This is a genomic window from Enterococcus bulliens, assembly GCF_053761865.1.
On the sequence record NZ_JBSMXK010000002.1, the window covers coordinates 43,168 to 68,870 of the forward strand.

27 protein-coding genes, 1 tRNA gene and 1 pseudogene are annotated in these 25,703 nt (G+C 38.7%); 19 read left to right on the top strand and 10 right to left on the bottom strand.

The window, feature by feature from the left end:
* Positions 1-73 precede the first annotated feature (73 nt).
* On the bottom strand, positions 74-301 hold the full coding sequence (gene nrdH / locus ACWOEC_RS01540; RefSeq protein WP_455305519.1) for a glutaredoxin-like protein NrdH: 228 nt from the start codon (positions 299-301) through the stop codon (positions 74-76).
* 617 nt (positions 302-918) lie between these two features.
* Between nrdH and ACWOEC_RS01545 the strand changes: the two genes are divergently transcribed.
* From ACWOEC_RS01545 to ACWOEC_RS01575, 7 genes are all read left to right on the top strand, one after another.
* Positions 919-991 (top strand) — tRNA-Lys (locus tag ACWOEC_RS01545).
* A gap of 141 nt (positions 992-1,132) precedes the next feature.
* On the top strand, positions 1,133-1,882 hold the full coding sequence (locus ACWOEC_RS01550) for an ion channel (RefSeq protein WP_455305520.1): 750 nt from the start codon (positions 1,133-1,135) through the stop codon (positions 1,880-1,882).
* 226 nt (positions 1,883-2,108) lie between these two features.
* The gene (gene yycF / locus ACWOEC_RS01555) at positions 2,109-2,813 is read left to right on the top strand and encodes a response regulator YycF (RefSeq protein WP_297079734.1); all 705 of its coding nucleotides are present in this window, start codon (positions 2,109-2,111) and stop codon (positions 2,811-2,813) included.
* A 7-nt stretch (positions 2,814-2,820) separates the two neighbouring features.
* Positions 2,821-4,659 carry a cell wall metabolism sensor histidine kinase WalK gene (gene walK / locus ACWOEC_RS01560; protein WP_455305521.1) on the top strand — a complete coding sequence of 613 codons (1,839 nt, stop codon included), beginning with the start codon at positions 2,821-2,823 and terminating at the stop codon, positions 4,657-4,659.
* Positions 4,656-5,981 (top strand): YycH family regulatory protein, encoded by a 1,326-nt coding sequence (locus ACWOEC_RS01565; protein WP_455305522.1) that lies wholly within the window; start codon positions 4,656-4,658, stop codon positions 5,979-5,981. The genes walK and ACWOEC_RS01565 overlap by 4 nt, the downstream gene beginning before the upstream one ends.
* The gene (locus ACWOEC_RS01570; protein ID WP_455305523.1) at positions 5,981-6,835 is read left to right on the top strand and encodes a two-component system regulatory protein YycI; all 855 of its coding nucleotides are present in this window, start codon (positions 5,981-5,983) and stop codon (positions 6,833-6,835) included. The genes ACWOEC_RS01565 and ACWOEC_RS01570 overlap by 1 nt, the downstream gene beginning before the upstream one ends.
* Before the next feature lie 47 nt (positions 6,836-6,882).
* On the top strand, positions 6,883-7,689 hold the full coding sequence (locus tag ACWOEC_RS01575) for an MBL fold metallo-hydrolase (protein WP_455305524.1): 807 nt from the start codon (positions 6,883-6,885) through the stop codon (positions 7,687-7,689).
* A gap of 89 nt (positions 7,690-7,778) precedes the next feature.
* Here the strand turns inward: ACWOEC_RS01575 and ACWOEC_RS01580 are convergent, their stop codons facing one another.
* On the bottom strand, positions 7,779-8,399 hold the full coding sequence (locus ACWOEC_RS01580) for a CPBP family intramembrane glutamic endopeptidase (RefSeq protein WP_455305525.1): 621 nt from the start codon (positions 8,397-8,399) through the stop codon (positions 7,779-7,781).
* A 189-nt stretch (positions 8,400-8,588) separates the two neighbouring features.
* On the opposite strand from ACWOEC_RS01580, the gene groES reads away from it, so the two are divergent.
* Both groES and groL read left to right on the top strand, forming a co-directional pair.
* Positions 8,589-8,873, top strand: a complete 285-nt coding sequence (groES, locus tag ACWOEC_RS01585) for a co-chaperone GroES (RefSeq protein WP_297079747.1) — start codon at positions 8,589-8,591, stop codon at positions 8,871-8,873.
* A gap of 25 nt (positions 8,874-8,898) precedes the next feature.
* Positions 8,899-10,521 carry a chaperonin GroEL gene (groL, locus tag ACWOEC_RS01590; RefSeq protein WP_455305526.1) on the top strand — a complete coding sequence of 541 codons (1,623 nt, stop codon included), beginning with the start codon at positions 8,899-8,901 and terminating at the stop codon, positions 10,519-10,521.
* A gap of 154 nt (positions 10,522-10,675) precedes the next feature.
* On the opposite strand, the pseudogene ACWOEC_RS01595 reads toward groL, so the two are convergent.
* Positions 10,676-10,864 (bottom strand): annotated as a pseudogene (locus ACWOEC_RS01595) (PH domain-containing protein); the annotation flags it as partial.
* A 151-nt stretch (positions 10,865-11,015) separates the two neighbouring features.
* On the opposite strand from ACWOEC_RS01595, the gene ACWOEC_RS01600 reads away from it, so the two are divergent.
* The 3 genes from ACWOEC_RS01600 to ACWOEC_RS01610 all read left to right on the top strand — a co-directional run bounded on the left by ACWOEC_RS01600 (position 11,016) and on the right by ACWOEC_RS01610 (position 15,332).
* A complete protein-coding gene (locus ACWOEC_RS01600) occupies positions 11,016-12,488 on the top strand; it encodes a nicotinate phosphoribosyltransferase (RefSeq protein ID WP_455305527.1) in 1,473 nt (490 codons plus the stop codon).
* 20 nt (positions 12,489-12,508) lie between these two features.
* Positions 12,509-13,333, top strand: a complete 825-nt coding sequence (nadE, locus tag ACWOEC_RS01605) for an ammonia-dependent NAD(+) synthetase (protein WP_455305528.1) — start codon at positions 12,509-12,511, stop codon at positions 13,331-13,333.
* Between the two features lie 187 nt (positions 13,334-13,520).
* Positions 13,521-15,332, top strand: coding sequence for an LTA synthase family protein (locus ACWOEC_RS01610; RefSeq protein ID WP_455305529.1), 1,812 nt, complete (start codon positions 13,521-13,523; stop codon positions 15,330-15,332).
* A 211-nt stretch (positions 15,333-15,543) separates the two neighbouring features.
* On the opposite strand, the gene nrdI is transcribed toward ACWOEC_RS01610, so the two are convergent.
* Entirely contained in the window at positions 15,544-15,966 is a 423-nt protein-coding gene (gene nrdI / locus ACWOEC_RS01615; protein WP_297075634.1) for a class Ib ribonucleoside-diphosphate reductase assembly flavoprotein NrdI, read from the bottom strand.
* Between the two features lie 79 nt (positions 15,967-16,045).
* Here nrdI and ACWOEC_RS01620 point away from each other — a divergent pair, with 79 nt between their 5' ends.
* Positions 16,046-16,618 carry a GNAT family N-acetyltransferase gene (locus tag ACWOEC_RS01620; RefSeq protein ID WP_455305530.1) on the top strand — a complete coding sequence of 191 codons (573 nt, stop codon included), beginning with the start codon at positions 16,046-16,048 and terminating at the stop codon, positions 16,616-16,618.
* Here ACWOEC_RS01620 and ACWOEC_RS01625 read toward each other — a convergent pair.
* Positions 16,615-17,127: an LURP-one-related/scramblase family protein gene (locus ACWOEC_RS01625; protein ID WP_455305531.1), complete on the bottom strand. Its 513-nt coding sequence runs from the start codon at positions 17,125-17,127 to the stop codon at positions 16,615-16,617. The two genes, ACWOEC_RS01620 and ACWOEC_RS01625, sit on opposite strands and share 4 nt — an antisense overlap.
* 150 nt (positions 17,128-17,277) lie before the next feature.
* On the opposite strand from ACWOEC_RS01625, the gene ACWOEC_RS01630 reads away from it, so the two are divergent.
* The 5 genes from ACWOEC_RS01630 to ACWOEC_RS01650 all read left to right on the top strand — a co-directional run bounded on the left by ACWOEC_RS01630 (position 17,278) and on the right by ACWOEC_RS01650 (position 20,989).
* The gene (locus ACWOEC_RS01630) at positions 17,278-18,207 is read left to right on the top strand and encodes a glucosaminidase domain-containing protein (protein ID WP_455305639.1); all 930 of its coding nucleotides are present in this window, start codon (positions 17,278-17,280) and stop codon (positions 18,205-18,207) included.
* Positions 18,179-18,862 (top strand): uracil-DNA glycosylase, encoded by a 684-nt coding sequence (locus ACWOEC_RS01635; protein WP_455305532.1) that lies wholly within the window; start codon positions 18,179-18,181, stop codon positions 18,860-18,862. Before ACWOEC_RS01630 ends, ACWOEC_RS01635 begins: the two co-directional genes overlap by 29 nt.
* 134 nt (positions 18,863-18,996) lie before the next feature.
* Positions 18,997-19,977, top strand: a complete 981-nt coding sequence (gene pta / locus ACWOEC_RS01640) for a phosphate acetyltransferase (protein WP_297075617.1) — start codon at positions 18,997-18,999, stop codon at positions 19,975-19,977.
* Between the two features lie 71 nt (positions 19,978-20,048).
* Positions 20,049-20,501, top strand: a complete 453-nt coding sequence (gene tsaE / locus ACWOEC_RS01645) for a tRNA (adenosine(37)-N6)-threonylcarbamoyltransferase complex ATPase subunit type 1 TsaE (RefSeq protein WP_455305533.1) — start codon at positions 20,049-20,051, stop codon at positions 20,499-20,501.
* Positions 20,501-20,989: an N-acetyltransferase family protein gene (locus ACWOEC_RS01650; RefSeq protein WP_455305534.1), complete on the top strand. Its 489-nt coding sequence runs from the start codon at positions 20,501-20,503 to the stop codon at positions 20,987-20,989. Before tsaE ends, ACWOEC_RS01650 begins: the two co-directional genes overlap by 1 nt.
* 149 nt (positions 20,990-21,138) lie before the next feature.
* Here the strand turns inward: ACWOEC_RS01650 and ACWOEC_RS01655 are convergent, their stop codons facing one another.
* Both ACWOEC_RS01655 and ACWOEC_RS01660 read right to left on the bottom strand, forming a co-directional pair.
* Entirely contained in the window at positions 21,139-21,678 is a 540-nt protein-coding gene (locus ACWOEC_RS01655; protein WP_455305535.1) for a 3'-5' exonuclease, read from the bottom strand.
* Positions 21,675-22,442: an exodeoxyribonuclease III gene (locus tag ACWOEC_RS01660; RefSeq protein ID WP_297077034.1), complete on the bottom strand. Its 768-nt coding sequence runs from the start codon at positions 22,440-22,442 to the stop codon at positions 21,675-21,677. The genes ACWOEC_RS01655 and ACWOEC_RS01660 overlap by 4 nt, the downstream gene beginning before the upstream one ends.
* Positions 22,443-22,596: 154 nt before the next feature.
* On the opposite strand from ACWOEC_RS01660, the gene murB reads away from it, so the two are divergent.
* A complete protein-coding gene (gene murB, locus ACWOEC_RS01665; protein ID WP_455305536.1) occupies positions 22,597-23,496 on the top strand; it encodes a UDP-N-acetylmuramate dehydrogenase in 900 nt (299 codons plus the stop codon).
* A 66-nt stretch (positions 23,497-23,562) separates the two neighbouring features.
* Here the strand turns inward: murB and ACWOEC_RS01670 are convergent, their stop codons facing one another.
* From ACWOEC_RS01670 to coaB, 3 genes are read right to left on the bottom strand one after another with little or no spacing between them, the layout of a single operon-like run.
* On the bottom strand, positions 23,563-24,198 hold the full coding sequence (locus tag ACWOEC_RS01670) for an ECF transporter S component (RefSeq protein ID WP_455305537.1): 636 nt from the start codon (positions 24,196-24,198) through the stop codon (positions 23,563-23,565).
* Between the two features lie 16 nt (positions 24,199-24,214).
* Positions 24,215-24,760 (bottom strand): phosphopantothenoylcysteine decarboxylase, encoded by a 546-nt coding sequence (coaC, locus tag ACWOEC_RS01675; protein ID WP_455305538.1) that lies wholly within the window; start codon positions 24,758-24,760, stop codon positions 24,215-24,217.
* Positions 24,757-25,512: a phosphopantothenate--cysteine ligase gene (coaB, locus tag ACWOEC_RS01680; protein ID WP_455305539.1), complete on the bottom strand. Its 756-nt coding sequence runs from the start codon at positions 25,510-25,512 to the stop codon at positions 24,757-24,759. Before coaB ends, coaC begins: the two co-directional genes overlap by 4 nt.
* Between the last annotated feature and the right edge of the window lie 191 nt (positions 25,513-25,703).

Below are 25,703 nucleotides of genomic sequence, written 5' to 3' on the forward strand. Positions count from 1 at the left end.
GTAAAATAAAATAAAAAAGGTGGACTTGTAGTCGTAAGACCGACAAATCCAACAAATAAAAAAGTTAAACGAATTAGCTAGCTAATTGTTTTAATTGATCAGGACGGAAACCAATGATGGCTGAGCTGTTATCTGAAGTGACAACGGGCACGCTTTGGAATCCTTGTTCTTTTAACATATCAATATATTCTGGTTGTGCATCGATGTTGATTTCTTCAAATGCAACATTGTTTTCAGTTAAAAAGCGTTTCGCCATTTTACATTGAATGCAGTTGTTTTTTGAGAATAATTTAACGTTCATAATCGTTTCCCCCTAAGAAAAATTTCTGTCTAGTTGATATAAAAAATATTAGTCGAAAAAGAAAGTAAAGTCAACCTCAAAACACTAGATATTGTGTCTGTAATAAAAAAGAAACACAATAACTTGTGTTTCGGTAGTGTTTGAATATAAGTGGTGCGGTTTGTTCGATTATTCGATAACATAAAAAAATTCTAAAAATGTTTTGTTGATAAGATCAATTAAAGATCTGTTCTGAAATGATTCAACATATTCCATTTAATCATAAATTCAGCAAAAAAGGAACTAAAAAATGCTCGAAAAATCGAGATTTATTTTTAGTCAAAAACTGTTTTTTTCTTGACAATAGTAAAACAAGGATCGTTGTGGATATTGTGTAGATTTCATTCGTGTTTTGCCAAAAGTACTTAAACAAGGCATTGACTTTTTTGTAAAGTAAACTACTAAAATAACAGCTAAAAAAAGTGTAATTTATCAAAAATATCTTTTGAAAATAAATAAAATAACGATAATAAAAGTTTTTTCCTACTATTATTAGTGGGATAATTCGCGTTATGAAATAAAAGATAGCGATTGACTTTTTAAAAGTGGGGGTGTAAGATAAGCAAGTATTCATTTTAGGGACGTTAGCTCAGTTGGTAGAGCAGCTGACTCTTAATCAGCGGGTCGTGGGTTCGAACCCCTCACGTCCCATGGGTGCCAAACCCACGAGAATGGTATTTTGTCGGCGTCTTCGGACGTTTCGAAGACGAAATACGCATTCTCTTTTTTTGTGCTATACTACAACTAAAAGGGGAATGGGGACAAAAAAATAGAGTTGGATGTGAGGCTATCGTGTTAAAAAAACGATTACATCGTGTATATGTTTTTGGTGATTTTACGCTGACCCTTTTTTGGATTGCCTTATTTATCTTGAGTTTATCAGGCATGATCAATATCGATCAGGTCCCGTATGTCTATTTAGATCAAGGAATCTTACTGATTTTTACAGTCAGCTATATTATTGGGTTTATTCGTGCACCTAAAAAGCGCAAGTATATCCTTGATAATATCTTTAATCTACTAGCCATTATTCCTTTGAACTTATTAAATATTGGAATTTTGTCACGTGCCAATCGGATTTTTCGGATTATCAATTTATTAGCTAAACTTGGCCAGAATAAAAATAGTATTTTGTATCGTAATGGATTTATTTATGCGCTCTATGCTAGTGCGTGTATTGTCTTTGTAGGAAGTGGCTTTTATAGTATCGTGGAAAATATCAGCTATGTTGACAGTATTTGGTTTAGCATTGTGACGATGACGACAGTAGGTTACGGCGATATTGTTCCCCAAACATCTTGGGGTAGAGTGATTGCGGCAGTTACGATGATGTTTGGGATTGGCTTTATCGGGATGTTGACCTCAACGATTACCAATTACTTTAAAGACAAACAGACCAAACAACGAGATGATCAAAGTGATCTCGAAGAACAAGAACAACAAAGTGAGCTGCATCGTTTAAGTGAACAAGTCGCAGAACTCACGCAGATCGTCCAACAGTTATCTGAGCAACTTGATGCTGAAAAGAAACACCTTAAGTAAAAGCGAGGAATTTGTTCATAATTTGTTCACAATTAATTGGTATAGTCATTTCATACCAACAAAGTCTTATTAAAGACAACCCTAACACTTTTTCATTTTTACTCCGGCCTATTGGTTCCCCAAACCAATAGGCTCTTTTTTGATTTTAGGGAAAGATGAAACGCGCGTCAAAATATTGTATAATGGAAAAGATAAAGTAAACGGAAAGAAAAAAGAGGTGGCCAATATGAAAAAAATCTTGGTTGTGGATGATGAAAAACCGATTTCAGATATCGTCAAGTTTAATTTGAATAAAGAAGGATATGAAGTATTTACCGCATATGATGGAGAAGAAGCACTTGAAAAGGTGCGTGAAGTCGAACCTGATTTAATTCTTTTAGATTTGATGTTACCTAAAATGGATGGATTAGAAGTTGCGCGTGAAGTGCGCAAGACGTACGACATGCCGATCATTATGGTAACCGCTAAAGATTCAGAAATCGATAAAGTGCTCGGATTAGAGCTTGGTGCAGATGATTATGTTACGAAGCCTTTTTCAAATCGTGAGTTAGTGGCACGCGTAAAGGCAAATCTTCGTCGCGGCGCAACGAGTGCAAAAGAAGCAGAAGAGCCAGTAAATGCCGAGTTGAGTATTGGGGACCTGACGATTCATCCTGAAGCGTATATGGTAACCAAGCACAATGAAGCGATCGAATTGACACATCGCGAATTTGAATTGTTACATTATCTCGCCAAACATATCGGACAAGTGATGACTAGAGAACATTTATTGCAGACGGTTTGGGGCTATGATTATTTTGGTGATGTTCGTACAGTCGATGTGACGGTAAGACGATTACGTGAAAAAATCGAAGACAATCCAAGTCATCCAAATTACTTAGTCACACGTCGTGGTGTTGGCTATTACCTACGTAATCCAGAACAGGAGTAAGCCTTATATGAAAACAAAAGTTCGCTTTTTCCAGTCGGTGAACTTTAAGATCGCCCTGACATTTATCTTGATTTTGTTGATTTCAATCGAGATTATCGGGGCGTATTTTATTCGCGGCTTGGAACGTTCGACCATCAATAGCTTTATTACAGATATGAACAACAGTGCCTCTTCGATTTCTTACGTCGTGGCCAATGAGTTAAGTAAACAAGACAATACCGATGAAAGCACGACAAATGCTGCCATCCAACGCTTACTAGAAAATAGCGACAATGCAGAAGTGATCGAAATGCGTGTCGTGGATGAAAAAGGGATCGTGAGAGCGACGACGGATGTTAGCGATCAAAGTTCAGTTGGAAAACGTAATGACTATCGCGACATCGATGATTTTTCAGCAAAAAGTTTTATTACCGTTGATCCTGACGGTAAAAGAGTTCAAATCAATGTGCAACCAATCCAATCACCTTCAGGGGAGGCGGTTATTGGGGCTCTGTATATCAAAAGTGATTTGGAAAAAGAATATCAACAGATCAAAAATACCGCATTGATTTTTGTTACGTCTTCGATTATTGCAGCAGTGATCTCAATGGTGATTGCGCTATTTATCGCACGCTCCATTACACAACCAATCGGTGAGATGCGCCAACAAGCAATCCGGATCGCTCGCGGTGATTATAGTGGAAAAGTCGCGATCCATGCACAAGACGAGCTGGGCCAGTTGGCAGATACCTTTAATCAATTAGCTGAACGAATCGAAGAGACTCAAGAAGCGATCGAATCAGAACGCAATCGATTGAATAGTGTCTTGTCGCATATGACCGATGGCGTGGTCGCAACCGATCGTCGTGGAAAAGTCATTACGATCAATGAAATGGCATTATCGCTACTGGATTTGAAAACAGAAGAAGAAGCAATCGGATTATCGATTTTGACGATGTTGCATATGGAAGAAGATTACACGCTGCGCGATCTATTAGAAAATCAAAATGAACTGCTACTAGAACGCCCATCTGACTCAGTTGAAAGCGGACAGCTTATTTTGCGTGTCGATTTTTCCATGATTCGTCGCGAATCTGGCTTTATTTCAGGCTTAGTTGCCGTGATCCATGACGTGACCGAGCAAGAAAAAACAGAACAAGAACGACGAGAATTCGTGTCAAATGTTTCGCATGAACTGCGTACCCCACTTACGAGTATGCGAAGTTATATTGAAGCGTTAAGTGAAGGGGCTTGGCAAGATCCTGAGATTGCTCCGAAATTTCTAAAGGTCACGTTAGATGAAACCGATCGCATGATTCGTATGATCAATGATCTCTTGAATCTTTCACGAATGGATAGTGGGAATGCGCAATTACAAAAAGAATGGGTCAATTTCAATGAGTTGGTCAATTTTGTCTTAAATCGTTTCGACATGATGGTCACCAATCAAACAAAACGCTATACGATCAGACGTGAGTTTACACAACGTGAATTATGGATGGAAGTCGATGCTGATCGCATGATTCAAGTGATCGACAATATTATGAACAATGCAATCAAATATTCGCCAGATGGTGGCACAATTACAGTTTCTTTATCTGAAACACATAATCACATATTGTTGAGCATTCGTGACCAAGGTCTAGGGATTCCAAAAGCAGATCTGACCAAAATCTTCACACGTTTTTATCGAGTGGATAAAGCCAGAGCGCGTCAGCAAGGCGGAACTGGTTTGGGACTTGCGATTTCACGAGAAGTCATCAAAGCGCATGGCGGTTCGATTTGGGCTCAAAGTCGCGAAAATTATGGGTCGACATTTTTTATTAGTTTACCTTATGAACCGTATGAGGAGGATTGGTGGGAATGAAATGGCAACGAATGATACTGAGAATCGCCCTTTGTTTATCCATTGTGACAAGTTTTTACTTGTCTTACTTGATTTGGCTTAATCCGACCAAAACAGTAGCTACTACACCTATTGCAAGTGAAACCAATACCCAAGGGGAAATGACGACTAAAAATTTTCGTAGTTTAACGGATGTTTTTTTACCGTTACAACTGGTTTCTGTAACAGATAGTCAAGCCAATGAGACGAATTCTGAACAATTGATCAAAAGTGTCTTAAGCGAGATCGGAAGTAGTGAAATGGAACAGCCCAAATGGACTAGTTACGAATCGGCTGATGTATTTATTGAGAAAACGACCATCAAAAATGGCTTCGATTTTATTTTTATGAATCGCATCTCACTGAATGAGGCGATTGATTTATTTGATCTCAAGTTAGACTTAGATGCGCAGTTATTAGATAAAGAATTGATGTTTGATCAAATGAGTTACAATAGTGAAACCAAAACGATTCATTTTGTCGATGCAGCTAAAAAATCAGACTTAAGTGCAAACGTTACAGTAGATGAATCCGAAATCGCAACGATTTTAAAACAAGAAAAAGTCAATTGGCAACGTGTGACGTTTACACCAGAATTATTATTGCAACACTATTTAGTCGATCAACCGGTTCAGATGAAATTGTATAGTTATATCTCGACAGTGCAGCCTTACTCGGTATTTAGAGATAGTTTTTTTCATAGACCTCAAGAAGCGACACTTAGTGATGATACGAATGATTTGATGTTGACGGATCAATCAGAAGTTATGACCGTGCAGTTAGATAATCGCTTAGTAGAATATCGAGACACCGATATTACAGGGATCCATGATAATCTGTATGTGAAAAGTTACGATTATATTCGGAACTTGGGAATGAATTATGGCAATTTAAGATTTCTTGATCGCTATGAGAACACACTGAATTATCGGATTTTTGTCGAAGGCTTTCCAGTGTTTAGCAATCAAAATGATGGTCTAGTGTCGATGCAATTTACAGAAAAAGCGCAAAACCAAGACGAATGGTCAGTAAAAATCGCAGCGAGTTTGAATACGATCCAAATTCCGATCCCATCGGATAAACTGATCGAACTTCCTTCCAATAAATCGGTCTTATTAGACTTACAAGCACAAGGGCTCGATTTAAGTCGAGTGTCTGCGATTATGGTTGGGTATGAGTGGAGTGATATCAAGGATACGAACGTTGTCGACCTCGTTCCGACTTGGTACATCAAATATGATCATAAATGGCAAAGTCAAGACGCACTAAGTCGACAATTGCAGCAAAGTGCAGGTGAGCATTAATGGGATTTAGACGAATTGAATGGATTTTCTTTATTGCTTTTTTAGGTGTGAATATTTTCTTACTAAATATTTTCCAAGCATCAAAAAGCGACCAAATGATCGTATCGCCAGAAAGTCAAAAGATTCCAATTGAACAACGGTTGGAAAATGACGGTATTCGCTACGAAGGAACATTATCAGATCAAAGCTTGACGGGCTATTATTTGAGCGCCAAACCCGCAACGATGCAAAGTTTGTATACTGAAGTTAAGAAAAATAATGCCCAGTTATTGACTGATGGCGAAACAAAATTTGATGGCACGCGTTTGATTCATCAAACCATGGATAAATTTATCGTACCAAAAGAAGAAGACTTAGCCAATGCCAGTCAAACCTATTGGAAAAAAAGTGTGATTCGTGGCGATGAGTATACGTATCAGCGTAATTTTTCTACGTTATCGGATGAAAAAACGGAAATCATCGCGACACAGTCTTATGAAGGCATTCCGATTAACGATTCTTCTAGTCAGTTAGTCTTCAATTTTACGCAAGAAAACGGAGACTACATCAATACTAATTATACACAAACCTATATTAGCAATCTCACTCCTTTACGAGAGTCGATATCGTTGTATACAGAAAAAGAAGCGATCTCAACCCTTTACAGTAATAATCGTTTACCTGTTAAATCCACGATCGAATGGGCACAATTAGCCTATACCTTGATTTTAAATGTACGCGGTCAAAACGTATACATTCCTGCGTGGATCGTATCGATCGAAAAAGCGGACAACTCCCATCAACTAGAAGTGGTTAATGCTTTTAGTAATCGAATCATCACGAATTCTTCTGTGCGCAAGGTGGAAAATTATTAGCACTTCGCGTATACTCGTAAAGAAGAAACAAAAAGGGGTCAGATGTAATGAAAACGAACCAAGCATTTCAAGTCAGTATTTTAGCAAGTGGCAGCTCGGGAAATTCACTATATATCGAAAGTGAACAAAAACGAATCCTTGTTGATGCTGGATTGAGTGGGAAAAAAATTACTTCATTACTAGGTGAAGTCGATCGTAAACCAGAAGATCTCGATGCGATTTTGGTGACACATGAACACCGGGATCACATCCATGGTGTGGGAGTACTTGCACGTAAATATGGCTTAGATGTCTACGCCAATCAACAAACTTGGCAAGCCATGGATCCATTGATCGGTAAAGTCGATGTAGCGCAAAAACATATTTTTGATATGGAAAGTGTGCTGACATTAGGGGATCTAGATATTGAAAGTTTTGGTGTGTCACATGATGCTGCAGCACCACAGTTTTATAAATTCAATAAAGCGGGCAAATCGTTTGTTGTACTGACAGATACGGGGTATTGTAGTGATCGCGTTCGCGGGATTATTGAAGATGCAGATGCTTATCTGATCGAGAGCAATCACGATTTAGAAATGTTGCGCATGGGTGCATATCCATGGAATTTAAAGCAACGAATACTAGGAGATAAAGGGCATCTGTCAAATGAAGATGGTGCGTTAGCGATGAAAGATTTACTTGGCGATCGAACGAAACGGATCTATTTAGGCCATTTGAGTCGCGAGAACAATTTGAAAGAGTTGGCACATCTGACGATGGAGACGATTCTAAAAGAATACGATAAAGGGGTCAACGAAACGTTTAAACTATATGATACCGATCCGGATCGAGCGACAGAATTATTTGCAATTTAAAAAGAAGTTGTGACAGAAAAAATGGCTTCTGAAATACTAGGTATTCACTTTTTAGGGGGTGTGACAAACGTTTGTCACACCCCCTTTTTTTAAGTTAAGAAAATCGTCAGTAAGACAACTAAGGTATTCATGCCGACATGACAGATAATCGATGTCCAAATACGACCGGTTTTGAGATAGAGAAAACTAAAAAACAATCCTAGCGTGGTATATAGCAATAAGTGTCCGTCAAAATGGATCAGTGCAAACAGTAAACTACTGACACACATAGCAAACCAAAGTGGTGTCTTACTAGCTAGTGACAATAATATCGCGCGGCGAAAGACAAATTCTTCCATGATAGGGCCACCGATTGTGACGGCTAGAATAAAGAAGGGCTGTGATTGAACAAACCCGATAATCTGTGCGGTATTTTGCGATGTCTCTGGGGCACCAAAGAGACCGACTTCGATTTGAGAGGCGATGGCTTGAAGGATCAAAGCTAAAAAGATACCTCCGATTCCCCAAGTCAAGATTTGTTTCCAATCGGCAGGACGTTTTTCAAATTGACTCAATCCATGACGTAAATAGACGAGACTTAACGTGATTGCACCAAGGACATATGTAAATAAGGTGATCCATAAGCTTAAATTGATCGGGAAAAATGCTGGAAGTAAGTAGCAAACAGCATAAATCAAAATCGTCAATAGACTATATTTTTTTAAAGACATGCTCGTTCTCCTTTCATTTCTCTTAGTATAACAAAAAAAACACAAGGTATCGCTTTTCCGGGAATTTTTTAAAATTATTCAAAAAACTTGCATTCTGCTACAAAAATGAGTAATATAATCTGTGTAAGTTAGCACTCGATTAAAGAGAGTGCTAATATATTAAAAACCTATTTTTTGGAGGGATAAAACGTGTTAAAACCATTAAGTGATCGTGTATTGATCGAAGTATCAAAAGAAGAAGAAACAACTGCTAGCGGGTTTGTCTTAGCTTCAGCAGCAAAAGAAAAACCACAAACTGGTACCGTGATCGCAGTTGGAGAAGGACGTCTTCTCGATAATGGAGAAGTAGCACCTGTTCCGGTAAAAGTGGGAGACACTGTGTTATTTGAAAAATATGCCGGTTCAGAAGTGAAGTATGAAGGCACTGAATATATGATTTTTTCAGCGAAAGATATCGTTGCAATCGTAGAATAAAAAAATTATTTTTGAGGTGAAGAAAATGGCAAAAGACATTAAATTTGCAGAAGATGCACGTTCAGCAATGTTACGTGGAGTAGATAAATTAGCAGATACCGTAAAAGTAACTTTAGGACCAAAAGGCCGCAATGTGGTATTAGAAAAAGGCTTTGGCTCACCACTGATCACAAACGATGGTGTGACTATTGCAAAAGAAATCGAATTAGAAGATCATTTTGAAAATATGGGGGCTCAGTTAGTTTCAGAAGTTGCCTCAAAAACAAATGATATCGCAGGTGATGGTACGACTACAGCTACTGTATTGACACAAGCGATCGTACGTGAAGGCTTGAAAAACGTAACGGCTGGTGCAAATCCATTAGGTGTACGTCGTGGGATCGAGTTGGCGACAAAAACCGCAGTCGAAGAACTACATGCAATTTCATCAATCGTGAATACTAAAGAAGCTATCGCACAAGTTGCAGCAGTGTCTTCTGGTAGTGAACAAGTAGGAAGTTATATTGCAGATGCAATGGAAAAAGTCGGCAATGATGGCGTGATTACGATCGAAGAATCAAAAGGGATCGAAACAGAACTAGATGTGGTAGAAGGAATGCAATTTGACCGCGGCTACCTTTCTCAATACATGGTAACAGACAATGATAAAATGGAAGCTGTGTTAGAAAATCCATATGTCTTGATCACAGATAAAAAAATCTCAAATATTCAAGACGTTTTGCCATTGCTCGAACAAATCTTACAACAAAGCAAACCATTATTGATTATTGCAGATGATGTAGATGGTGAAGCTTTACCAACTTTAGTATTAAACAAAATCCGTGGTACGTTTAACGTAGTCGCTGTAAAAGCTCCTGGATTTGGTGACCGTCGTAAAGCTATGTTAGAAGATATTGCGATCTTAACTGGTGGTACTGTGATCACAGAAGATCTAGGTCTAGAATTAAAAGATGCATCGATCGAAATGCTAGGACGCGCAAGCAAAGTCGTGGTCGATAAAGACAATACAACGATCGTTGAAGGCGCTGGCGAAAAAGAAGCCATTGCAGCACGTGTACAAGTGATCCGCAATCAAATCACAGAAACGACTTCAGATTTTGATCGTGAAAAATTACAAGAACGCTTAGCGAAATTAGCAGGCGGTGTAGCGGTAGTGAAAGTTGGCGCACCAACTGAAACAGAACTAAAAGAAATGAAGTTACGCATTGAAGATGCTTTAAATGCGACACGTGCAGCGGTTGAAGAAGGAATGGTTTCTGGTGGTGGAACTGCGCTAGTCAACGTAATTCAAAAAGTAGCAGCATTAGAAGAAGAAGGCGATGTGGCAACAGGGATTCGCATCGTAGTACGTGCTTTAGAAGAACCAGTTCGTCAAATCGCAGAAAATGCGGGTTATGAAGGTTCAGTGATTATCGACAAATTAAAACAAGCTGAACTTGGAATCGGCTTTAATGCGGCAACTGGTGAATGGGTGAATATGTTAGAAGCTGGTATCGTGGATCCAACTAAAGTGACACGTTCAGCACTACAAAATGCTGCATCAGTAGCGGCATTATTGTTAACAACAGAAGCTGTTGTAGCGAATAAACCAGAACCAGAAAAAGTTGCTCCAGCAATGGATCCATCAATGATGGGCGGCATGATGTAAAAAACTATTGTGACAGAAGTGGGCCGCTCTAAGAAATAAGCCGCATCATTTCCGATAATCGATTCATCTATTTCGGTATACTGCGACTTGTTTTTCAAAGAAGCTACTTTTGGAACACTATTTTTAGAGGTTGTGACAAATATTTGTCACAGCCTCTTTTTTCCGTTACACCTTGTTTATCGACAATGATCAAACGTTTGTTTGTAAAGACGACTAAGTCTCGAATCAAAGTGAATGCTAAATCGACTGTTTCATTTGCAATCAAAATCGCTTGCAATTCATGTGTCACCTTAGCTGTATTTGGTTTTGTATTGTTACCTAAAAGTCCATCGAATACTCCCATGATCAGTTCCTCCAATCTTATGTGAGGTTAGTATAGCATGAAAAAAACTCACAATGAATCATTGGGAATAGATGAAGAGAAACATTTCTACTTCTTTTTTCAATCCATCTGTTATAAAATAAGGAAAGATTAAAAAAGAGGAGATGCACGCATGCAAAATATCTATACAGATGATAGTTTAACGCTACATACTGATCTTTATCAAATCAATATGATGCAGACATATTGGGAATTAGGCAGAGCGGATCGTCATGCTGTGTTTGAATGTTACTTTAGAGACATGCCGTTTCAACATGGCTATGCGATTTTTGCTGGACTTGAACGCTTAGTGCAGTATTTAGAAAATTTAACATTTACCGAAACAGATTTAGCGTATTTACGTGAAGTCGGTGGATATTCAGAAGGTTTTTTAGCGTATTTACGTGAATTTAAATTTGCGTGTACCGTTCGTGCAGTCAAAGAAGGGGAATTAGTCTTTAACAACGAGCCCTTAATTCAAGTGGAAGGCCCGATCGCACATGCACAGTTGATTGAAACAGCTTTATTGAATATGGTAAATTTCCAAACGTTGATCGCGACAAAAGCTGCACGTATCAAGTCAGTCATTGGGGATGATCCGTTATTAGAATTTGGTTCCCGTCGTGCACAAGAATTGGATGCGGCTATTTGGGGAACACGTGCAGCGTTTATTGGTGGAGCAGATGCAACAAGTAATGTCCGAGCAAGTAAAATCTTCGGGATTCCAGCCAGTGGGACACATGCGCATTCATTAGTTCAATCTTATGGCAATGATTACGATGCCTTTATGGCATATGCCAAAACGCATCACGATTGTGTTTTTTTAGTCGACACTTATGATACTTTGCGTTCAGGTGTTCCGAATGCGATCAAAGTAGCCAATGAGATGAAAGACCAAACCAACTTTTTAGGTGTGAGAATCGATAGTGGCGATATGGCGTATATTTCAAAAAAAGTTCGTGAACAACTCGACGAAGCAGGCTTTAAAGACGCACGAATTTTTGCATCAAATGATTTAGATGAAAGTACGATTTTAAGTTTGAAAATGCAAAAGGCAAAAATCGATGTTTGGGGCGTGGGCACGAAGTTGATCACCGCATACGATCAGCCAGCATTGGGTGCAGTGTATAAATTGGTATCGATGGAAAACGATCAAGGTCAAATGGTCGATACAATCAAACTATCAAGTAACGCTGAAAAAGTCTCAACTCCAGGTAAGAAACAAATCTGGCGTATTACGAGACGTTCTAATGGGAAATCAGAAGGTGACTATATTACGCTTTGGGACGAGGATCCTCGGATGCAGCCAGAACTCTTTATGTTCCATCCGGTGCATACGTTTATCAATAAAACAATTAAGGATTTTCACGCACGTCCGTTACTGTTAGATATTTATAAGGAAGGGACGCTCGTTTACAAATTGCCAGCCTTAGAAGAGATCAAAGCCTACTCAAAAGCGAGTTTAGATTCGCTATGGGATGAATACAAGCGCGATTTAAATCCGCAACCGTATCCAGTTGACTTGTCACAAGAATGCTGGAACCATAAGATGCGTTTGATCGAAGAAGTAAGATCTAATGTTCAACGCTTTAAAGTAGCAGAATAAGGGTTTGGAGGGAAAGATAGATGACATTACAACAAGAAATTATCGCTGAATTAGGCGTTCAACCAACAATTGATCCAAAAGTAGAGATTCGTAAAAGTATTGATTTTTTAAAAGATTATTTAAAACGATATCCTTTTTTAACAACATTCGTGTTAGGCATTAGTGGTGGTCAAGATTCATCATTAGCTGGACGTTTGGCACAATTAGCGATTGAAGAAATGCGAAATGAAACAAGTAATCCTAACTACCAATTCATCGCCGTACGCTTACCTTATGGTGAACAAGCTGATGAAGTAGATGCTAAACGCGCGTTAGAATTTATCCAAGCAGATATCGATGTTCGTGTGAATATCAAAGAAGCTGTCGATGCACAAGTCCAAGCTATTGCAGATACGGGAATTCCGGTCAGTGATTTTAATAAAGGCAATATCAAAGCACGCCAACGAATGATCTCACAATATGCGATTGCAAGTGAACGCAACGGAGCCGTTTTAGGAACGGATCATGCAGCTGAGAACATTACTGGATTTTTTACTAAATATGGGGATGGAGGGGCAGACATTCTCCCTTTATTTCGCTTAAACAAGCGTCAAGGAAAGGCGTTATTAAAAGAACTTGGTGCACCAGAAGCATTGTATACCAAAATCCCCACTGCAGATTTGGAAGATGGCCGTCCATTAGTGGCCGATGAAGTCGCACTTGGTGTAACATATGATGCGATCGATGATTATCTAGAAGGCAAAACGGTTAGTTTAGAAGATCAAGAAACCATCGAACGTTGGTGGGGGAAAACACAACACAAACGTCACTTACCAATTACGATCTTCGATGATTTTTGGAAGTAAAAATAACACTGATTTTAAAGTTTCTACTGTTATTTTTTAGAATTTAACAGGATTTTATTTGCAACAATTTCATGATTGTCTTATAATAACATTACAGGAGTTTTGGGGAAGACTCTGTCAACAACGTCGAGAGGAAAACAGCAATGTTTCCTCTTTTTTTTTATTCTCTGATTTAGGAGTGATCGTGATGTATCGTACATCTTTTCTTGCCAAATGGCTTCATCTGCTGTTAGCATGCTTGCTTATTTTTAGTTCACATGTTTATTTACAATGGTGCCAAAATCATTTTTCGCTAGAATTGGCTTATAAATTTGCATTTGAATGGCATACAGAAAAATTTTTACTAGGTAGTGTTTGTTTGGCGATACTTTATTTTTTCTTAAGTGCTTTTTTAGGGTCATATAAAGTCGGAAGTTTCGTCTATGTGTTTATGATCGGACTCGCAGGATTTGTGACGAGTCAAAAAATGAACTACCGCAATGAACCATTCTATCCTGATGACATTCGCTTGATGTTTCAATTTCAAATGTTTCGCGATTTGATCCCGAATTGGCTCTTTTGGTTGTTGTTTATCGGTGCTGTGATCGTTTTGTTTTTGGTCATGTGCCAACTGATCTTAAGTTTAAAACGACCAAAATGGTTTCAGGTCAAACGATTGTGTTTACTCTGTGTGACATCATTTGGGCTAGTGAGTTTAAGTCAGTTTAATCAAGAAGATAACATAATGCGTCAAGCATATAACAAAACGGCATTATGGATTCCGTATTCTCAAGAAATGAATTATTATAACGTGGGATTTGTGGGTGGTTTTTTATATAACTTATTCGTCCCAACAATGGAAGAAGTTGAGGGCTATTCACAAGAAGCGATTGAAGATATCGTCGCCCGTTATAACACACAAGCAAAGGCGCAAAGTGTTAGTGAAGAAAAACCGAATATCATATACGTGATGAGTGAAAGTTTTTCAGATCCTTCACGCTTAAACGGGATCACACTGCCTACAGATCCTTTGACTCGTTATCGTGAACAAAAACAAACGACGATTTCTGGACAAATGCTTTCTCAAGGTTATGGAGGAGGGACCGCAAATATCGAATTTGAAGCACTGACGGGATTTTCGATGAGTTTGCTTGCACCTCAAATGACCACGCCTTATACAATGTTAGTACCTAAGCTTGAAGCATTGCCTTCAATTGTATCCTTTTTAAATGCTCAAGAATACGAAACGACAGCTATCCATCCTTATGATACGTCGATGTATAAACGAAAAGAAGTGTACACTTTATTGGGATTTGACGATTTTTATGATCAAACAGATTTTGAAGAACCGATTCGTCAAGAAAACAATCCATATATTTCAGATCAAAGCGCCTACGAAAAAGTCGTCGACCAGTTAAAAGAAACTGACGTCCCACAATTTGTCCATCTAGTCACGATGCAAACGCATATGCCATATGGAACAAAATACGATAATCATCCTTATAAAATGGAAGGCTTTGATTCAACTGCAGCAGAAGATTATTTAGAAGATATCCATATCAGTAGTGAGGCTTTTGTGGATTTTTTAGCAGAATTAAAGACTTTAGATAAACGAACGCTTGTGGTTTTCTGGGGCGATCATCTGCCAGGAATTTACGATGACACGATCAAAGCACAAAATGAAGACGTACAAATGCATTTAACGGACTTTATGTTTTTTGATTCGAAACAGGCTCTTTCGAATCAAACTGACTTAGTGCTTAGTCCATACTATTTTGCGCCAGAATTATTAGTCAATCAAGGATTATCGATCTCAGGTTTTTACGAATTGTTACACCAAGTTGCCCAATTTTTACCAGCTGAAGAAAACAATCAAAGTTATCAACAAGGAAAATGGGAAGCTACCCGCACGCTTACGACAGAACAAGCGGCAATTTTTCGTGATTATCAAATGATCACGTATGATATTTTAGCAGGGAAGCAATACAGCCGGGATTCTTTTTTTAAAGCCGTAAACTAAATGAAAAAAAACCAGATTTGTTCGTTTAAAATGAATCGATCTGGTTTTTTTATTTGTCAAGACTTATTGAAAAAGCCTTTTAAGATGTTTCACAATCAAATAATTTTTAGGATTCGATTTTAAGAAAAGAAGTCTATCTTCGCCTATCTCAATTGAATCATGACTTTATTTAGTGTGAAACTTTTTAAGCAATCCATTGGATGTGGATAAGTTAACAGCTCAAAATCGCATGATAAATTTTTTCGATTTCATCTTGCATACCGCGCAATTCAAAATCACCGAGAAACGGAACTTGAAATTGGGCAGCGTATTGTTTCGCAGTCAAACAATATTGATTGTTAAAGTTTTTATTACCGCTTCCGATAATCCCTTTACAATAATGAGCATTATCGCCATAATCGATATAGTCACGCATCGCTTCTGTTAAAATCTCTTGATCCCCAGAATCGATTCCATTACCACCTTCCAAATAGGTAGGAACACAGACGACAAAGGGTTCTGTTTCATTGGTAAATGGTGTATTGTCGTGGATCTCTTTTAGCGAAAATGGAGTATCCTGTGCATCCGCGTAAGCTTTTAAGCGCGTTGCAAACGAGCGGGTATTTCCCGAAATTGAAATATAAAGTATCTTCAATGCCAAAACCTCCTTTTCTTCATGTAGTATATCAAGAAAGTAAAATAAGGACTAGTTTAAAATAGAAAGGAATAAAAAAATGATTCGACAAGCAGTACCAGCAGATCGTAAGCAAATGGCAGAATTAGTGTATGTTATCTTTTGTGATATGGAGCTTCCATTAGTGTCTCGTTATACCAAAAACGAGTTATTAGAATTCGTCGTTGAAGCGATGGAAGATGAAACGTATCGATATAGTGAAACGCGTGCGATCGTCAAAGAAGTTGCAGGAAAAATTGCTGGAGTAGCATTTGGATATCCAGCAGCTGACGAGCAAGCTATCGATAATGCGTGGAAAACAATTGTACAAAAACATCACATTGCAGAGCCATCTGCTTTATTCACAGATCCAGAAACATTGCCAAATGAGTGGTATTTAGATTCGATTTGTGTCGCAGCAGATTATCGTGGTCAAGGTATTGGAAAAGAATTACTTGCAAGTGTTGAAACAACAGCGCAGCAAAGTTGCTATGAATACATTGGATTATGTTGTGATCAAAAAAATCCTAAAGCTAAAAAATTATATGAACGATTTGGGTATCGGGTGGTGACGACACAGCAACTAAGTGGACATACCTATGACCACATGCAAAAAAAGCTTAGCCTAAGCTAAGCAAATTGAGGTTGAACGAAATAGGGTTCAGCCTCTTTTTTTCGATTATAAAGCCAATAATCCATAATAGCCGCAATGCAGATACAAAGTGGAGCATCTCTTGGATCATCAATCGTTAAGACATAATAATTTTCTTTTAAAAATGGTCGTTTATCCATCGTCATCACTTGCCGCTTGAAGTGACGGATAGCGTATTGATGATGATAGATATTGCCATACACTGCCCAGTGCAAGTGACCGATATAATAAAAATCACCAGGCCAATTAAATATTTTTTTTAACGTCCCGACTTTTTGAACATCTAGATACAAATCAAAGCGTCTACCTACTAACATACTCGTTTGTTTTACCCGAGCTGCTAGTGCACCATCCATGTGGTATAAAGATAAAACGTCATTTTTACTTCCCCAGTGTCCGATCAACAAATAAAGTGCGCGTCCCTCACGATTTTTAACGATTGTTTGGGTGTTTGTTCCTAAACGTTGTTCTTGGATAAAATACTCAGACATATCCATTCACTTCCCTTTTTTAATTGCATCGGTAGACAAAGATAGTGTACCATAAAGAAGAAAGTTAGAAAAATGATTATAGAAAAGGGAAGAGATGACGTGAAAAAACGATTAATGCTTACGACGGTTGCGATTGGTTTGGGAATTGGCATGTATGCAATCTCACCTATCACAAGTGAAGCTGCAAGTGTAGCGACGACACCTGCACAGCAACAATTTATTGAAAGCGTTGGAGAAGATGCTCGAGTTTTAGCAGGAGATAATGATTTATATGCTTCAGTCATGATTGCACAAGCGATTCTTGAAAGTAATTGGGGCCAAAGCAAGCTAGCTTCACCACCCAATCATAATCTTTTTGGAATCAAAGGAGACTATAACGGCGCCTCTGTCATGATCGAAACCTCGGAGTTTGTAAACAATAAATGGATTAAAGTCAATGCGGCGTTTAAAAAGTATCCTTCTTACAATGAATCATTACTAGATAATGTGCATAAATTAAAGACGCGCTCTTTTTCACCGGGAGTGTATTATTATGCGGGTGCTTGGAAAAGCAATGCGCCCACTTATCAAGATGCGACCGCTTTTTTAACTGGCAAATATGCAACCGATCCACAGTATAATCAAAAATTGAATCGTTTGATCGAAAGCTATGATCTAACACAATATGATCAGCCGTCAGCTGATTCAGTCGCGCTTTATCGTTTATATAATCCAAATAGTGGTGAGCATTTTTATACGTATGATACGAATGAAAAACAACATTTGGTTACAGTTGGATGGCGCTATGAGAGCATCGCGTGGCATACTTCGTTGACTGGGGATCCTGTATATCGCGTATACAATCCAAATAGTGGTGACCATCATTACACAACGCAACAACAAGAAGTCAATCATCTAGTCTCAGTTGGATGGAGAGCAGAAGGGATCAGTTTTTACTCAACTGGAGCAAAAGAGATCTTGCGTGTCTATAATCCTAATGCGAAAACAGGAACGCATCACTATACATTTAACGCCGGTGAAAAACAAGCATTAGTCAATCAAGGGTGGCACGATGAAGGAGTCGGATTCTATGGCGAATAATACTTGGTCAGATGTTTTATCACCTATCTGTCAAACGACTAAGATGCGTGAATTAAAGACATTTGTGGATCAAGCCTATCAAACAACCCAAGTTTTTCCACCTCGTGAGTTGATTTTTGAAGCACTTCATCAAACATCTTATGAAGCAGTTAAGGTCGTTATTTTAGGGCAAGATCCTTACCATAATGATCACCAAGCAAATGGATTAGCGTTCTCGGTTACAAAGGGCCAAAAAATTCCGCCTTCTTTACGAAATATGTACAAAGAAATGCAAGATGATTTGCATGTCACTCCCCCGACACATGGCGATTTACATGCATGGGCCAAACAAGGAGTCTTATTGCTCAATACGGTCTTGACAGTTCAAGCACATCAAGCCAATTCGCATCAGAAAAAAGGGTGGGAACAGTTTACAGATGCTGTTATTGATGCATTAAATCAACGCCAAACTCCAATTGTTTTCGTCTTATGGGGTGGATCTGCAAAGAAAAAAAGCCAAAGAATTGATACACAAAAACATAAAATTATTACAGCGGCACATCCAAGTCCATTATCGGCTTATCGAGGTTTTTTTGGATCACGGCCATTTTCCACTATAAACGACACGTTGGTAAAATTAGGTCAAACTCCAATCGATTGGCAAATTCCTGATTAGTTCGTATCAATGATTTAAAGAGTTATCATTACTTTCTTACCAAATAGTAATACAGGAGGAAAAAACTGTTTTTTTTCGTGTAGATAGTGTATGATAAGTGAGAATGATGTGTAAAAAATGGAGGGTTTTCACTAATGGAATTATTTGATAGTTTAAAATTTAGAATCGTACGTCGCGGAATTAAAATTGCGTTCCCAGAAGCAACAGATACACGTATCCTAGGTGCAGTGGCACGTTTGAACGGAGAAGAATTGATTGAACCTGTATTGATTGGAAAACGCGAGGAAATCGAAAAAGCAGCGAAAACACGCGGAATCAATATCTCAGACTTAACGATTTATGATCCAGACAACTGTGGTCGTTGGGAACAAATCGTCGATGCGTTTGTTGAACGACGTAACGGTAAAGTGACACGTGAACAAGCGGAAACATTGTTAAAAGACGAAAATTACTTTGGTACGATGTTAACGTACATGGGCATTACAGATGGTCTAGTTTCTGGTGCGATCCATTCTACAGGAGATACTGTACGTCCAGCATTACAAATCATTAAAACAAAACCAGGAATCAGCCGTACAAGTGGTGCATTTTTAATGATGCGTGGAAATGAGCAAGAAAAATATATCTTCTCAGATTGCGCGATCAACGTTGCACCAACACCACAAGAATTAGCGGAAATCGCCGTTGCTTCTGCAGAAACTGCGCAATTATTTGATATCGATCCTAAAGTTGGGATGCTAAGCTTTTCTTCAAAAGGTTCTGCTAAAGCGCCTCAAGTAGACGCAACAGCGGAAGCGACAAAAATTGCACAACAATTGGCACCAGAACTTGCAATCGATGGTGAATTACAATTTGATGCAGCATATAGCCAAGCCGTAGCAAACTTAAAAGCACCTGATTCAGAAGTCGCAGGACACGTCAACGTCTTTGTATTCCCAGATTTACAATCAGGAAACATTGGCTACAAAATTGCACAACGCTTTGGGAACTTCGAAGCGATTGGACCAATCTTACAAGGTTTAAATAAACCAATTTCTGATTTGTCTCGTGGATGTAATGAAGAAGATGTGTACAAACTATCGATTATTACAGCAGCGCAAACCCTAAATAGCTAAACAAGTAAAAGGAAAGTTCTAGTTGATGAACTTTCCTTTTTTCATCGCAAGAAAAGAAAGGATGATGCTTTATGCGCTTACAAGGAATCGATGAATTACTCGCATTTGCTACGCATGTAGGCCAAGTAGCAAATAAACAAGATGTATTACTATTGACTGGTGATCTAGGAGCGGGCAAGACGACATTTACTAAAGGAATCGCAAAGGGACTAGGAATTGAGCAAATGATCAAAAGTCCAACCTATACGATCATCCGTGAATATGAGAGTGGACGCTTACCTCTGTATCACATGGATGTCTATCGTGTTATTTCGGGATCGGATGAATTGGGACTGGATGATTATTTTGAAGGAGATGGGTTGACTGTAGTCGAATGGGGACGTCAGCTAGAAGAACTTCCATTAGATTTTTTAGAAATCATCTTAACGAAAGATGATCTCGACGATACCATCCGTCACCTCACTTTTAAAATCGAAGGTGTACGCGCACAAGCCTTTTATGAGCGCATTATGGAATTTGCATGATGGAAGTCAGTTTTCGAAAAGCCATTCCAGAAGATGCCGCGATTATTTTGGAGTTTATCAACCAAATGCGTCAGGTAAGTGATACCGTTTATTTTGATCCCGCGCTTTATACGTTATCTAGCGATCAATTAGCGGACCAATTAGCCGTTATTTATGAGTCGACAGAACACCTATTTTTAATTGCTAAAACGACGGAATGTCTTGGTGTAGTGACGATTCAAAAGATCACATCAGAAATCGGTGAAGTCGGTGTGGCCGTTGCTCCAGCTTATCAAAATATGCAGATTGGATCTATTTTAGTTGAAGAAGCTTTAGAATGGCTACAATTAGAGTCTACATTAACGCAAGTAGGTTTAAGCGTACTAAAAGAAAATCGATCCGCTCTTCATCTTTATGAAAAATTTGGATTTCACTATGATCTTAAAATGGCAAAGATATTGCCGCAAGTGCCATTTGAAGCAGTAACTTTCATGTCTTTGAAAAAATGAGTGTGACAGACTTCTGTCACACTCATTAAAAAAGAATGGCGAGTATAAAAGTAATACCGTAAATAAGCCGAATCATTATCGCAATAGGTGCACCTATTATCGAAAATGATCCGGCTTTTTTTAAGCGATCCACGTCTGTTACAGTTTTTTCATTGATGCGGATAGAGTGAGACAAAAGGTCTCAACACGGATTCGTCAACATGACGTGCTTGATGGATCAAAATTTTAGCACATACACGGCTATCGTCTAGCGCATCGTGGTGATTTAGAGGGATAGCTAAAAAATCAGCGACCGTGTTGAGTTTATGGTTGGCTAGCGTAGGATAACATTTACGACTCGTCCTTACTGTATCTAAAGTAAGATAAGTAGGTTGTTCTAGATGATAATAAGCTAGACAAGCACTCAATATGCGATTGTCAAATGGTGCATTGTGCGCAACAATCAAACTATGTGGATTGAAATATTGCGCGATTACAGGCCAAACCTGATCGAAAGTGGGTGCTGTTTGCACCATTTCAGGTGTGATATGGTGGATACGAATCGTATGTGGTGAAAATTCACTATCTGGTTTGATCAATGTAAAAAATTCACCGACGATTTGATTGTCACGGACCATCGTCAACGCGATCGCACACGCACTGTGAGGTTTTGAAGAAGCTGTCTCAAAGTCCAATGCTAAGAAATTCATGTTGTAATATCTAAATCTAATACCAATTCAACGGGACAATGATCACTACCGAGTAATTGCGGGTAAAGATTGGCTTCTTTTAAATAAGGTTGCAACGCTTGGCTGATCACAAAATAGTCGATTCGCCATCCAGCGTTATTTTTACGTGCATTAAAACGATAACTCCACCAAGAGTAAGCCCCGGTTTGTTCAGGATGTAAAGTGCGGTAAGTATCGATATAGCCATTTTCTAATAAGACTGTAAATTTTTCACGCTCTTGCGGCGTAAATCCAGCATTTTTTTGATTCGTTTTAGGATTTTTCAAATCGATTTCTTGATGTGCGACATTTAAATCTCCACATAAAATGACAGGTTTTTTTGTATTTAAGGTATTTAGATATGCCAAAAATGCATCTTCCCAATCCATTCGATAGTCTAAACGTTTTAACTCGTTTTGTGAGTTTGGTGTATAACACGTTACCACAAAGGCTTGTGGATATTCTAAAGTAATGACCCGTCCTTCTTGGTCATGTTCTGTGATTCCGATCCCATACGTAACGTTTTGTGGCTGATGCTTTGTAAAAATAGCCGTTCCAGAATATCCTTTTTTTTCAGCATAGTTCCAATACTGATGATAGCCAGTTAGCGGCATTTCGATTTGGCCTTCTTGTAGTTTGGTTTCTTGTAGACAGAAAAAGTCAGCATCGAATTCTTCGAAAATGTCCATAAAGTTTTTTTTCATAACAGCGCGTAAGCCGTTGACGTTCCACGAAATAAATTTCATCTGTATTCCTCCTTGCTTACCTCTATTTTACTGAATCTTGTTTTTAAATGAAAGCTATCCAAATCTTTCTTAAGCTTTTAAAGGAAATTAAGGCAAGAACAAGCAAATCATGCTACACTATAACAGATGTTAAAAAAGAGAGGGAATGTACAAAATGGACAATGCAAGATTAACGATGGAATTTCCAAACATGGAGATTTTGACACATGAACCGTTGATGAAGTATACCTATACCAAAACAGGCGGACCAGCAGATTACTTGATCTTTCCTAAAACAAAACATGAAGTAGAACAAGTAGTACAGTATTGTAAGACACACAACGTGCCTTGGATCGTCTTAGGCAATGCGAGTAACTTGATTGTGCGTGATGGTGGAATTCGTGGAGTGGTCTTGATGTTGACAAAAATGAAGACCATGACGATCGAGCACACGATGATCACGGTCGAAGCAGGGGCGCGCTTGATCGACGTGTCAAAAGCTGCTGCTAAACATACGCTAACTGGTCTAGAGTTTGCTTGCGGGATACCAGGAAGTATTGGTGGCGCTGTATATATGAATGCTGGCGCGTATGGTGGGGAGATCAAAGATGTCTTTGTCAGCTGTGAGTATTTAGATGAAACAGGAGAAATCCAGACATTGACGCTAGACGAGATGGATTTTTCTTATCGACATAGCGTACTTCAAGAACAAAAAGGGATCATTTTATCGGTGACGTTCGCTCTAAAAATAGGTGAGCAAATCATGATCGATGAAAAAGTACAAGAATTGACACGATTACGTGAAGAAAAACAACCACTTGAATATCCGTCTTGTGGGAGTGTCTTCAAACGTCCAGAAGGGTACTTTACTGGAAAATTGATTCAAGATGCAAAATTACAAGGGATGATTTTAGGAGGCGCGCAGATTTCGATGAAACACGCAGGCTTTATCGTCAATATCGATCATGCGACAGCAACAGATTATATCCAATTAATTGCACATATCAAAAAAGTGATTAAAGAGCAATTCGATGTTACGCTAGAAACGGAAGTTCGAATTATCGGCGAACACTAAAAACAGACCCTCAGGTGAGTGGCACAATCGGTAAACGAGTGGCCACATTTCCTGAAGGTCTATTTTTTATTGCGTTCGTTGATATAATTTTAATAATACGGTAGCGATCGCCGCCGTTGCGATCCCAGCGACTAGAGCTTCTGGAATTCCTTGCGTTAAAATAATACCGTTGATGGCAGTATATACTGCAGCTCCACTTTTTCCAATCAGTTGTGCATATTGACCTTGAAAGAAAAAATAGATACCATTCATGACTAAAATCGTATTGGTTAATCCACCGCAAATCCCAGCGATAAAGAGCGCTACTGGTTGATACCGTTCTTTTGTCAGTTTCATCGTGGTGCGATAGACATAAAAAGGAACGATTCCGATCAAAATTCGAGGGATCAATGCAACAAATAAAGCAAAGAGACTTCCGTGTTCAGCGCCAATCGGAGCGATAAAAGGTGAGAAAACAAATGAGAGCGGTGTAATGATCACAGTAGAGCGGATCATGCTCATAATGCCAAAACATAGCCCTAAAAATCCTCCCAATCTCGGTCCTAATACGATAGAAGCGATGATTACAGGAATGTGCATCGTCGTTGCGTTAATTGGTCCTAAAGGAATAAAGCCTAAAAACGGTACAGATGCTAATAACAATAAAATAGCTAAAAAAAATGCGGTTAATACCAAGTCGAAGTGTTTTGATCGACGATTCATGACAAGTTCCCCCTGATTATGCCTTAAATTTAGTATGGATGGCTTCCAAGAGCGTATCGAGTGACGCGAGCGCACCTCGTCCGTAATCGCCACAGGCTAATAATGCTTGTCTTGGAAGAATTTCATCATAGCCGATTTCCTTTAAGGAAGCAAGATTTTTTTGTGTCAAGACATGTTCATACATTACGGTGTTCATCGCTGGAGCAATCAATTTAGGGACATCGTTTGGTAAAGCTAAGGCAACGGTCGTAATCAGATCATCTGCAAGTCCATGACTTAATTTGGCAATGATATTTGCTGTAGCTGGAGCGACGATAAACAAATCGGCTTGTTTAGCCAACTCGATATGATTGATTTTTTCCGGTTGTTCTTCATCCATAACACTTATATGTACTTTGCGTTTAGAGAGTGCTTGCAAGGTAAGTGGGGTAATAAAGGCTTGGCTACTTTGGGTCATTAAGACATCGACTTCATAGCCAGCTTTAGTTAATTCATTCGTCAAATCGGCTGATTTATAGGCAGAAATGCTGCCACTTACACCTAAAACAATGCGTTTGGTCATGCTTGGCTCCTTCTTTCATTTAAAATAGGGACTAATGTGTTACAGATCATCTGCGCGATAGCTGGTTTTTGAGTAGCTTTGGCGACGATCCCATCTTGATTGAGCAAGTAGCCGATATGTTGCTTTTGATTGATGTCACTCAAATCATTGGCTAACACAAAATCAGCTTGATTTTTCACCAATGCACTAGCTGCTACCGTTAACAGTTCTTCTTTTGAAACACCTACGAGTAATTTAAATCCGACTAACAAGGTATCAGGTTGTAGTTGTTTGATCATTTGGATGACTTTAGGTGTTTTTTCTAAAATGACAGTCAAATGGTCGGTGGCAGACGAAATTTTATTTTCAGTTTGCACATGGAGTGTGTGAAACCAGTCAGCACAAAAAGGTTCATTAGGATGTTCTATTAGCCATGCATTCATCGCGGCTAATAATTGTGCTTCAGACAAGGTGACTTTAGGTGTAAAATCACTGACAGCCATACTATGGATGACTGCATCATAGGGATGAAGCTGCAACAAGTGATTTAAAGTATGCGTGAGATCCTGAGTATCGTGTATTAAATGTAAAGAAAGGTTAGGGTGCATTTTGGGATGTTTTGCATACTTGGTAACGACAGCATCTACGACTGCACCTTGAGCTAAAAATTGTTCGGCGATAAACGTGCCAAGTTGTCCGGTTGATTGATTGGTAATTTCGCGAACTTGATCGATCGATTCGCTTGTTCCGCCTAGAGTGACTAAGATCCGCATGGAGTTCCTCCTTGAGTGTATACAATTGTGTTTTGTAATCTGTAAATCACGAATATCATAACATAATTTTTGTTTTTCAACGGAAAATTTGGTTAGATTTTCGTGATTTTTTAACAAAACGTAGCCTTCTAGACTTGTGTTTTTTTGAAAAAAATTCTATTCTTAAGCAGTATGTTTTGTACAAGAAAGTA